At 64.0% G+C, this 11,322-nt stretch carries 11 protein-coding genes; all 11 read right to left on the bottom strand.

Features of this window, described 5'->3' with window-relative positions; genetic code table 11:
* Position 1: 1 nt before the first annotated feature.
* A complete protein-coding gene (lpxA, locus tag QCE49_RS05550) occupies positions 2-790 on the bottom strand; it encodes an acyl-ACP--UDP-N-acetylglucosamine O-acyltransferase (RefSeq protein WP_008350069.1) in 789 nt (262 codons plus the stop codon).
* A 64-nt stretch (positions 791-854) separates the two neighbouring features.
* Complete coding sequence (gene fabZ, locus QCE49_RS05545) at positions 855-1,313, bottom strand: 3-hydroxyacyl-ACP dehydratase FabZ (protein ID WP_008350071.1); 459 nt, start codon at positions 1,311-1,313, stop codon at positions 855-857.
* Between the two features lie 147 nt (positions 1,314-1,460).
* Entirely contained in the window at positions 1,461-2,552 is a 1,092-nt protein-coding gene (lpxD, locus tag QCE49_RS05540; RefSeq protein WP_250456404.1) for a UDP-3-O-(3-hydroxymyristoyl)glucosamine N-acyltransferase, read from the bottom strand.
* Positions 2,553-2,580: 28 nt separating this feature from the next.
* Positions 2,581-3,087, bottom strand: coding sequence for an OmpH family outer membrane protein (locus tag QCE49_RS05535; protein ID WP_008350075.1), 507 nt, complete (start codon positions 3,085-3,087; stop codon positions 2,581-2,583).
* A 106-nt stretch (positions 3,088-3,193) separates the two neighbouring features.
* Entirely contained in the window at positions 3,194-5,506 is a 2,313-nt protein-coding gene (bamA, locus tag QCE49_RS05530) for an outer membrane protein assembly factor BamA (protein ID WP_008350077.1), read from the bottom strand.
* Between the two features lie 77 nt (positions 5,507-5,583).
* Entirely contained in the window at positions 5,584-6,966 is a 1,383-nt protein-coding gene (rseP, locus tag QCE49_RS05525) for an RIP metalloprotease RseP (protein ID WP_008350079.1), read from the bottom strand.
* Positions 6,967-6,973: 7 nt separating this feature from the next.
* A complete protein-coding gene (locus QCE49_RS05520) occupies positions 6,974-8,191 on the bottom strand; it encodes a 1-deoxy-D-xylulose-5-phosphate reductoisomerase (RefSeq protein ID WP_250456405.1) in 1,218 nt (405 codons plus the stop codon).
* Between the two features lie 18 nt (positions 8,192-8,209).
* Complete coding sequence (locus tag QCE49_RS05515; RefSeq protein WP_034471983.1) at positions 8,210-9,022, bottom strand: phosphatidate cytidylyltransferase; 813 nt, start codon at positions 9,020-9,022, stop codon at positions 8,210-8,212.
* Positions 9,016-9,798, bottom strand: coding sequence for a polyprenyl diphosphate synthase (gene uppS / locus QCE49_RS05510; RefSeq protein ID WP_034471985.1), 783 nt, complete (start codon positions 9,796-9,798; stop codon positions 9,016-9,018). The genes QCE49_RS05515 and uppS overlap by 7 nt, the downstream gene beginning before the upstream one ends.
* Before the next feature lie 83 nt (positions 9,799-9,881).
* Positions 9,882-10,442: a ribosome recycling factor gene (frr, locus tag QCE49_RS05505; RefSeq protein WP_008350085.1), complete on the bottom strand. Its 561-nt coding sequence runs from the start codon at positions 10,440-10,442 to the stop codon at positions 9,882-9,884.
* A 94-nt stretch (positions 10,443-10,536) separates the two neighbouring features.
* Positions 10,537-11,250, bottom strand: a complete 714-nt coding sequence (pyrH, locus tag QCE49_RS05500; protein WP_008350086.1) for a UMP kinase — start codon at positions 11,248-11,250, stop codon at positions 10,537-10,539.
* Positions 11,251-11,322 lie beyond the last annotated feature (72 nt).

Raw genomic sequence — 11,322 nt, 5'->3', positions numbered from 1 at the left:
GTCAGCGGATGATGCCGCGCTGCGACGCCGCGATGAAATCGGAGAATGCCTTGACGGGCGCATCGCCCTCGCCGCCTGCCGTGCTCAGCTCCTTCAGCTGCGCTTTCGCCTCTTCGAGCGACAGGCCGCTCTTGTAGACGATGCGATACGCGGAGCGCAGCGCCGAAATGGCGTCGGGCGTGAAGCCGCGGCGGCGGAGACCCTCGACGTTGATGCCGTGCGGCTCCGCCTTGTTGCCTGCCGCGATGACGAACGGCGGCACGTCCTGCACGAGCGCCGATGCGCCGCCCAGCATGGAATGCGCGCCGATGCGCACGAACTGATGCACGCCCGACATGCCGCCGACGATCGCGTGGTCTCCGACGATGACATGTCCCGCCAGTTGCGCGTTGCTCGACATGATGACGTTGTCGCCGAGCCGGCAGTCGTGACCGACGTGCACGTACGCCATGATCCAGCAGTCGCTGCCGATCGACGTGAGGCCCTGATCCTGCGCCGTGCCCGTGTGCAGCGTCGTGAATTCGCGGATGGTGTTGCGGTCGCCGATTTCGAGGCGCGTCGGCTCGCCCTTGTACTTCATGTCCTGCGGACGGCCGCCGATCGACGCGTAATGGCCGATGCGGTTATCGCGGCCGATCGTGGTGTGGCCCTCGATCACGCTGTGCGAGCCAATGGTCGTGCCCGCGCCGATCACGACGTGCGAACCGACGATCGCGTACGGCCCGACTTCGACGGACTCGTCGAGCTGAGCGCCCGGCTCGATGATCGCGGTTGGGTGAATCTTGCTCATGCGCTTTTCGCCTATGCTGTTCGTGCTGCTTGTTACGTTGAACGCGGTGTGAACGCGAAGGCGCTCAGGCGTCCGTGCTCTTGACGGTACACATGAGCTCGGCTTCGGCGGCGGTCACGCCGTCCACTTCGGCGCGCGCCTTGAACTTCCAGATGCCCCGCATGTACCGCTCGAACGTGACGTTGAGAACGAGCTGATCGCCCGGCTCCACCACGCGCTTGAAGCGCGCGCCGTCGATGCCGACGAAGTAATAGAGCGTGTTGGACGGATCGTGCGGCTCTTCCGCGAACGTCAGAAGCGCGGCCGTCTGCGCGAGCGCTTCGAGAATCAGCACGCCGGGCATCACCGGGCGCGTCGGGAAGTGGCCCTGGAAATACGGCTCGTTGATCGTCACGTTCTTGATCGCTTTGATGCTCTTGTGCGGCTCGAGTTCGAGCACGCGGTCCACGAGCAGGATCGGATAGCGATGCGGCAGCAGCGTGAGAATCTTGTGGATGTCGAGATTGATTTTTTCTGTGCTCATGGTCGTTCTGCTCACGCGCGCGTCGGGCGCGGAAATTTGGATGGCGGGCCGTATCGGACGCCCGCCCGGGATTGCCAGCTCGCTTCGGCGGCTTGAACCGGCCCGCTCTTGCTTGTGGTTCGTTCTTCGTTCGAACGAGCCCGGCGCTTATGCGCCGCCGCTCGTCTCGTCGCGCTTGCCTGAATCGGCGAGCGCGGTCTCGAGCGCCTTGATGCGCTCGCGCATCTTGTCCAGATTGCGCATGATCGCCGCGCTCTTGTTCCAGTCTGCATGCGGCACGGCCGGAAACGCGCTCGTGTACATGCCGGGCTTCAGGAGCGACTTCGACACGCCGGATTGCGCGGTGACGATCACGTAGTCCGCGAGCGTCACGTGCCCCGCGATGCCCACCGCGCCGCCGATCATGCAATGCTTGCCGATGCTCGTGCTGCCCGCGATGCCCGCGCAGCCGGCGATGACCGTGTACGCGCCGATGCGGCAGTTGTGGCCGATCTGCACGAGATTATCGATCTTCACGCATTCCTCGATGACGGTGTCCGCCATTGCGCCGCGATCGATCGTCGTGTTGGCGCCGATTTCCACGTCGTCGGCGATATCCACCGCGCCAACCTGCGGAATCTTCACCCAGCTTCCGGTGCGCGCATCGCCCTCGCCGACGAAATCCGGAGCGAAGCCGAAACCGTCCGCACCGATCACCGCGCCCGCGTGCACGATCACGCGCGCGCCGAGCTTGCAGCCGTGATAAACGGTGACGTTCGGATACAGATGAACGTCGTCGCCTAGCGTAACGCCGCGCCCGACGACTACGCCCGCATCCAGCTTCACGCGCTCGCCGACGACCGCGCCCGCCTCAACCGTCACGTGAGGGCCGATCACGGCGCTCGCCGCAACCTTCGCGTCCGGATCGATGTAGGCGCTCGGATGCACGCCAGGCTTGGCCTTGGGCGTCGCCAAGTCGATGAACGCCTGAGCCACGCGAGCGAAATAAGCGTAAGGATTCGGCGTGACGATGAAATTACTGCCCGCGCGATTCGTCACCTTGTCGAGGTCGGCCGGGGAAATCAGCACGGCGCCGGCGCGCGTCGTCTCGACTTGCGGCAGATACTTCTGATTCGCGAGAAACGCGAGCTGCGCGGGGCCCGCCTTGTCGAGCGGCGCGAGACTGCCGACCGCGTGCGCGCCGTCGCCGACCACCTCGCCGCCGAAGCGTTTCACCAGCTCGCCGAGGGTGATCGTCATGCCTGATGCCATCTCGTCTCAGTCCTCGTCAGTTCGGGTTCGTGAGCGAACCCGTGCCGGTCGCGCCCGCCGCCAGCGCCTTCAGCACCTGATCCGTAATGTCGATGCGCGGGCTCACGTACACCGCTTCCTGCACGATCAGGTCGTAGTGCTGCTGCTCGGCGATCTGCTTGATCACCTTGTTCGCGCGGTCCAGCACCGCCGCGAGTTCCTCGTTACGGCGCTGGTTCAGGTCCTCGCGGAACTCGCGCTGCTTGCGCTGGAAGTCCGCGTCGAGCTGCGCCAGATCGCGCTGACGGGCCGCGCGGTCGGTCGGCGACATCGAGGCACCGTTCTTGTCGATGTTGTCCGACATCGCCTTCAGGCGCTGCGCCATGTCCTGCAGCGCCTTGTCGCGCTTGGAGAATTCCTGCTCGAGCTTCGACTGGGCGGCCTTCGCCGCGGACGATTCGCGCAAGATGCGGTCCGAATTGACCGCCGCGATGCGCGCTTCCTGAGCACTGGCGGACATCGCCGTGCCCAGGCCGAGAACCATCGACAACGCAAGCGCCAGCGCCCTATGTTTCGAATGCTTACCGGTTCCCAAAGTGTTCCTCACGTTACGTCGAAAAAAATGAAGTTCGCGTTCATCGGCGGGCTGCTTAGAACGCCGTACCGATCTGGAACTGGAACTTCTGATACTGGTCGCCCTCATGCTTCTGCAGCGGGAAGCCGAGGCTCAGCTTGAGCGGGCCGATCGGCGAGATCCACGCGAGACCCAGACCGTAACCGTAGCGCAAGCCGTTTGCACCGCCGCTCGTACCGCCTTGACCCGGATCGCCCCAGACGTTACCGGCATCGAGGAAGGTGAACACGCGCAGCGTACGATCGTATCCCGTCCCCGGCAGCGGGAACGTCAGCTCGATATTGCCGACCGCCATGCGCGAGCCGCCGATCGGGTCGTTGGTCTTCGCGTCGCGCGGACCCAGCGAGCTCGGCGAGTAACCGCGCACCGAACCGATACCACCCGCGTAGTAGTTCTTGAAGATCGGGTACGTCTGCCCTTGCAGGCCCTTGCCGTAGCCGCCCTGCAGATTGAAGCCGAGCACGAAACCGCGCGCGAACGAGTAGTAATACTGGAACTGCGCGTCGAACTTCGCGTACGTCGTGTTGCCGAGCGGCGTGCCGTATTCTGCGTTCGACTGAATGTAGTAGCCGCGGCTCGGGACGAGCGCGCTGTCGCGATTGTCTCGCGACCAGCCCGCGGTCAGCGGATAGTTGTTCACGACACGGCCGAACTCGTTCACGTAGTTCTTGTAGGACTGCGGCGTGTTGCTGTCCACGTCCATCGTGTTCTGTTCGGCTCCGACGCCGAAGAACACCGTGTCCTGCTCCGAGAACGGGATGCCGAACTTCGTGTCCGCGCCCATCGTGATGATCTTGAAGCTCGAATCCGTCGAGTAATACAGCGGCTGATACGTGCGGTAGTAAGCGTCGGTGATGCGCTTGATGCCGTCGATCGTGAAGTACGGATCGACCTGCGTCACGGTCAGCGTGCGATAGGTTTTCGCGGTGTTCACGTTGACCGCGAGACTCGTGCCCGAGCCGAACACGTTGTCCTGCGACACGCCCGCCGAGAGCACCACCTTGTCCGTCGACGAGAAGCCCGCGCCCAGCGTGATCGCGCCGGTCGGCTTTTCGGCCACCTTCACGTCGACGTCGACCTGGTCGTTCGTGCCTTCCACGGGCGTCGTAGTGACGTCCACGTCGGTGAAGTAGCCGAGACGGTTGATACGGTCCTTCGACAGCGCCAGGCGGCTCGAATCGAACCACGAGCTTTCGAGCTGGCGCATTTCGCGGCGCACCACTTCGTCGCGCGTGCGCGTATTGCCGACGATGTTCACGCGCCGCACATACACGCGACGGCTCGGATCGACTTGCAGCGTGAGCGCCACGGTGTGGTTCGCCTGATCGATCTGCGGCTGCGCGTTGACCTGCGCGAACGCGTAGCCGTATTCGCCGAGCTTGTCGACGATCGCCTTGGTCGTCGACTGCAGCTTTTCGGCCGAGAAGCGCTCGCCCGGTTTGATCTTGATGAGCTTGTTGAGCTCGGCCTGACGGTCGAGCAGATTGCCCGAAAGCGTGATGCTGCTGATCTTGTACGGCTCGCCTTCGTGCACGGCGATCGTCAGATACATGTCCTTCTTGTCCGGCGAGATCGACACCTGCGTGGAGTCGATCGCGAACTCGAGGTAGCCGCGGTTCAGATAGTACGAGCGCACGTTCTCGAGGTCGCCCGTGAGCTTTTCCTTCGCGTAGAGATCGCTCTTCGTGTACCACGAGAACCAGTTCGGCGTGGAAAGCTGCATTTCGCCGAGCAGCGTACTGGAACTGAACGCCTTGTTGCCGACGAAGTTGATCTGGCGAATCTTCGCGCTCGGACCTTCCGCGACGGAGAACAGAATCTGCACGCGATTGCGGTCGACCGGCGTCACGGTGGTCGTGACTTCCGCGGCGTAGTAGCCGCGCGTCAGGTATTGGCGCTTGAGCTCCTGCTCCGCCTTGTCGACGAGCGCCTTGTCGTACGAGCGGCCTTGCGACAGGCCGACGGAACGCAGCGCCTTCGTGAGGTTGTCCTTGTCGAACTCGTGCAGGCCCGCGAAATCGATGGCCGAAATCGCCGGGCGTTCCTGCACCTGAACGATCACCACGTTGCCTTCGGTGGCAATCTGAACGTCGTTGAAGAAACCCGTTGCGTAGAGTGCGCGAATCGCTTCGGAGGCCTTGTCGTCGGTGAAGGTGTCGCCTTGCTTGATCGGCAGATAAGCGAACACGGAGCCAGGCTCGATGCGTTGGAGACCGTCGATCCGAATATCCTGCACGACGAACGGCGTGGTGGCGTGCGCCGCCATGCCCGTTGCGGCGAGCGCCGCGGCCACAGCCGTCTTAGGAACAAAGCGATGAGGTTTGAACAACGTGCTTCCCCAGTATTTAAAGCTGCATTCGTTCCGGCGGTCGCTCGAAAGACGCCGCCAGAAATTGTCAAAGTGGATCAAAAACGAATCAGACGCGCGAGGTCATTGAACAGCGCGATCATCGACAGAGCGACGATGCAGACCAGGCCCGCCCTTTGCAGAACAAGCTGCCAGCGATCGGATACTGCCTTGCCGGTAACAGCCTCAACCAAATAATATAACAGATGCCCACCGTCCAATACCGGAATCGGTAACAAGTTCAACACTCCGAGGCTGATGCTCACGAGTGCCAGAAACGAAATGAAGGCCGTCGCGCCGAGCCTTGCGCTCTTGCCCGCGTAGTCGGCAATCGTGACCGGCCCTGACAGATTCTTGAGCGACGCCTCGCCGGTGATCATCCGCCCGAACATGCGCAGCGAGTACACGCTGATATCCCACGTGCGGTTCACGCCGAGGCGCAGACTTTCGAGCGGCCCGTAGCGCACATCCACCGTCGGCAGTTGATTCGCGAGCGCGGCGCCGATACGCCCGATGTCCTTGCCCGTCGACGCATCGCGCTTCACGTCCGGCACGATCTGCACGGAATCGCGCTGGCCGTTGCGCTCGACCACGAGCGTCACCGGCTTGCCGCCGTGCGCCTTCACGTAGTCGATGAAGCTCGTCGCGTTGTCGACGCTGCGGCCGTCGATCGCGCGCAGCATGTCGCCCGCCTTCAGCCCGCTCTTCTGCGCCGCGCTGCCCGCCTCGACGCCCGCGACCGTCAGCGTGCCGCCGCCCGGCGTGAAGCCGAGCTTGTCCATGAAATCCTGATCGGCTTCGGAATCGGTGATGCCCGTGACCGTCACCGGAAAGTCGAAGGTGCCGTCGTGCGTCTTCGCCGTCAGCACGATGCGCCGATGATCGAACGATGCGTCGAGCATCTTCCAGCGCAGGTCGGACCATGAGCGGATCGGATGCGTCTCGCCGCCTTCCGCGTCACGCATCGAGAGAATCGTTTCGCCGCCTTCGAAGCCCGCTTGCGCCGCCGCCGTATCGGAAGCGGGCTGCGAAACGATCGCCGCCGGCTCGGTCACGCCGCCCGCGAACACGGCGGAAAACAGCACGATTGCGAGCAGGAAATTGGCGATCGGCCCCGCCGCGACGATCGCGATGCGCTTGCCCACGTTCTGACGATTGAACGCGCGCGGCAGGTCTTCAGCGGGAATGGTCGTGCCGCTCTCGGGATCGACCTCGCGTTCGTCGAGCATCTTCACGTAGCCGCCGAGCGGCAGCGCGGCGATCGTCCATTCGACGCCCGTCTTCTTGCTGACCCATCGCACGAGCGGCTTGCCGAAGCCGACCGAGAACCGCAGCACTTTCACGCCGCACAGTCGCGCGACGCTGTAGTGACCGAATTCGTGGACGACGACGAGTACGCCTATCGCGACAACGAAGGCGACGATTTCGGTCAGAAAGTTCATGACGGCCTCAATGGGCGATGGGTTCGGCGCCCGGCGCGCTCGCGGTGAGCTCTGCGACGAAACGGGACGCCAGACGGCGCGCGTCGGCATCCGCGGCGAGAACGTCGGCCAAGGTCGCGGCGCTCGTATTCGGCAGCGCGTTCAGCACGCGATCCACCACGTCGCCGATCGTCATGAAGCCGATGCGGCGATCGAGGAACGCCTCGACGGCGATTTCATTGGCCGCGTTCAGCGCCGCGCTCGCGATGCCGCCTGCTTCCAGCGCGGCAATCGCCAGCGCGAGACACGGGAAGCGCGCGAAGTCGGGTTTTTCGAATGTGAGCGTCGCGATCTGCGCGAGATCGAGCGGCGCGACGCCCGAATCGACACGCTCAGGATACGCCAGTGCATGCGCGATCGGCGTACGCATGTCCGGATTGCCGAGTTGCGCGAGCACCGAGCCGTCGGCATAGGACACCATCGAATGAATCACGCTCTGCGGATGGATCAGCACCTCGATGCGCGAGCCGGGCAGATTGAAGAGCCAGTGCGCCTCGATGACTTCGAGGCCCTTGTTCATCATCGTCGCGGAATCGACCGAGATCTTGCGGCCCATCGCCCAGTTCGGATGCTTCACGGCCTCTTCGGGCGTGACGTTCACGAGCGTCGCGGGCTCGCGCGTGCGGAAAGGACCGCCGGACGCCGTCAGGATGATCTTCGAGACGCCGCCGTGCAGCTTCGCTTCCTTGTCTGCGCAAGGCGGCAGGCACTGGAACACCGCGTTGTGCTCGCTGTCGACCGGCAGCAGGATCGCGCCGTTGTCGCGCACCGCATCCATGAAAATCTGGCCGGACATCACGAGCGCTTCCTTGTTCGCGAGAAGGATGCGCTTGCCGGCGCGTGCGGCGGCGAGCGTGGGCGCCAGGCCCGCCGCGCCGACGATGGCCGCGACGACCGTATCGCACTGCGCCGCGCGCGCGACTTCGACGAGCGCCTCGGGCCCGTGCGTCACTTCGGTCTTGCAACCCTGCGCGCGCAACGCAGCCGCGACGCGTACGGCGGTTTCGGCGTCGCCGACGACCGCCACTTCGGGCTGAAACTTCAGACATTGCGCGACGAGTTTGTCGCCGTTGCGGTGAGCGGTGAGCGCGTAGACCGAGAAACGGTCCGCATGCCGCGCCACGACGTCGAGCGTGCTATCGCCGATCGAGCCCGTGGAGCCGAGCAGTGTGAGACGTGTTTGCATAAATTCTTCTCTAGCCGATCAGCCAAGCATGAGCAATGCGATCGGCAATACAGGCAACAATGCGTCGATGCGGTCGAGGACGCCGCCGTGACCCGGCAGAAGGCCGCTCGAGTCCTTGACACCCGCCTGGCGCTTGAGCAGCGACTCGAACAGATCGCCGACGACGCTGAACGCGACCAGCACGGAAAGCGCGACGAACGCGCGATCCCAGCCGAGCTGTCCGACGAAGGCGGTGAATACGGTGGGCGCGTAAAAGCCGGTGGCGGCGGCGAGCGCGCCGATGACGATAACGGCGAGCCACCCGCCGATGGCGCCCTCCCAGGTCTTGCCCGGGCTGATCGACGGGGCGAGCTTATGGCGGCCGAGCGCTTTTCCGGCGAAGTATGCGCCTATATCAGCCAGCCAGACTACTAGCAGAAGCGATAGCACGAAGGATACGCCTCGCGTGCGCGCGTCGACGACCGCGTGCCAGCAGGCCAGAAACACGACGATTCCGGCGAAAAGCAGGAACGCGCGCCAGGCGTGCGCGGCCAGCGTGGGCTTGCGAAGCAATGCGTAAGGCCCCGCCAGCACCCAGAAAATACCGGCCATCTGGTAGAGCGGCGTGGCTTTGATCCCGAGGAACGTGCTCAGAACGAGCGCGATGCCCGCGACGAGCGCGTAGGCGACCGGCCCCGCCCCGTTCAGCTTGAGGAGCCGTCCCCATTCCCACGCCGCGAACACGACGACGAACCCGATCAACGCTCCGAATGCGCCGATCGGCGCAAACAGCGTGATCGGCACGAGTACGGCGAGCAGGACGATTGCCGTGATGACACGGGTTCTTAGCATGAAAGGGTGTCGGCCTTCTGCGATTGGGAAGCGAGTTGCGCGCTGGTGCGCCCGAAGCGGCGTTCGCGGTCGCCGTAGGACGCGATCGCGCGGTCCAGGGCGTCGGCGTCGAAGTCGGGCCAGTAGGTGTCGGTGAAGTAGAACTCGGTGTAAGCGAGCTGCCACAGCAGGAAGTTGCTGATGCGCTGCTCGCCGCCCGTGCGGATGAACAGATCCGGCTCCGGCGCGTAGGCCATCGCGAGATGTTCGGCGAACGATTCGTCGTCCACGCGCGCGGGCACGCCCGACTCGAGAGACTCCGCGATGAGCTTCTTCGTCGCCTGCATGATGTCCCAGCGCCCGCCGTAATTGGCAGCGATGGTCAGCGTGAGTCGCGTATTGCGGGCTGTCTTGGTTTCGGCGCGTTGGATGAGCGCGCGGATGCGGTCGTCGAACATGGAAATGTCGCCGACGACGCGCAGACGAATGCCGTTCGCATGCAGCTTGCCGATCTCGCGTTCGAGCGCGGTCACGAACAGGCGCATCAGGAAGGACACTTCGTCGGTCGGACGGCGCCAGTTTTCGGAACTGAACGCGAAGAGCGTGACGAATTCGACGCCGCGCCGCGCGCAGCTTTCGACGGTCGCGCGGACCGCATCGACGCCGCGCGTATGACCGGCGACGCGCGGCAGACGCCGCTCGGTCGCCCATCGGCCATTGCCGTCCATGATGATCGCGACGTGACGCGGGACAGCCGCGACATCGGGCACGGCAACGGTGGAGCTGGTATAGGTCATGGCCGCTGAATCTGGGAATCTGAAGAAGTGAGAGCCAGCCCGGAGCTTGCACGTCCGGGCTTGGCAGGACCGTCTCTACGGCCTCACACCGTCATGATTTCGGATTCTTTGGTCTGAACGAGCTTGTCGATTTCGGCGACGAACTTGTCGGTGAACTTCTGCACTTCGTCGCTCGCACGGCGCTCGTCGTCTTCCGAAATCTCCTTGTCCTTCACGAGTTTCTTCAGTTGATCGTTCGCATCGCGGCGCAGATTGCGCACGGCGACCTTGGCGGTCTCGCCTTCGCTCTTCACGACCTTCGTGAGTTCGCGACGGCGCTCTTCGGTCAGCGCGGGCATCGGCACGCGGATCAGGTCGCCCTGCGTGGCAGGGTTCAGGCCGAGATCCGATTCGCGGATCGCCTTCTCGATCACGGCGACCATCTTCTTTTCCCACGGCTGCACGCCGATCGTACGGGCATCGACGAGCGTCATGTTCGCGACTTGCGAGATGGGCACGTTCGAACCGTAGTAGTCGACCTGGATGTGGTCGAGCAGCCCGGTATGGGCGCGGCCCGTACGGATCTTGGCGAGATCGGCCTTGAACGCTTCGATCGACCGCTGCATCTTCTGGTCGACGCTCTTCTTGATGTCAGCCACACTCATTTTGAACCTCCAAACCTAAGTTTTACCGGCGATAGCGGCGCTCTGTCGCGCGAGGCTTGCCGCCCCGCTGCGCGGCGCCTGATACCGCGAGAGTTTACACGTGGACGAGCGTCCCTTCGTCGTCGCCCTGCACGATGCGCTTCAATGCGCCCGGCTTCGTGATCGAGAACACGCGAATCGGCAGCTTCTGGTCGCGGCACAGTGCGAACGCGGTGGCGTCCATCACCTGAAGATTCTTGCCGATCGCCTCGTCGAAGCTGATCGTGCTGTAACGCGTCGCATGCGGGTCCTTCTTCGGGTCGGCGGAGTATACGCCATCGACCTTCGTCGCCTTCAACACCACTTCGGCGCCGATTTCCGAGCCGCGCAGCGCGGCGGCCGTATCCGTCGTGAAGAACGGGTTGCCCGTGCCGGCCGCGAAGATCACGACCTTGCCCTCTTCCAGTTGACGGATCGCGCGGGGGCGGATGTACGGCTCGACCACCTGATCCATGCGCAACGCGGATTGCACGCGCGCTTCGATGCCCGCGTGGCGCATCGCGTCTTGCAGCGCGAGCGCGTTCATCATCGTGGCGAGCATCCCCATGTAGTCGGCCGTCGCCCGGTCCATGCCGGCCGCGCCGCCCGCGACACCGCGGAAGATGTTGCCGCCGCCGATCACGACGGCCAGTTGCGTCCCGATCCGCACCACCTCCGCGACATCCGCCACCATCCTTTCGATTGTTGCGCGATTGATGCCGAAAGCATCGTCGCCCATCAGGGCTTCGCCGGAGAGCTTGAGGAGTACGCGTTTGTAGGCTGTGGGCATATGAGGTTCCGATCGCGCCGAGGAGGGTTGCAACAACGTAGAACTGTAGGGGTGAAACATTACTTACCGCAA

The sequence above is a fragment of the Caballeronia sp. LZ008 genome (assembly GCF_031451435.1).
Taxonomy (GTDB): domain Bacteria; phylum Pseudomonadota; class Gammaproteobacteria; order Burkholderiales; family Burkholderiaceae; genus Caballeronia; species Caballeronia zhejiangensis.
This window is presented reverse-complemented; position numbering and strand designations above follow the sequence as displayed.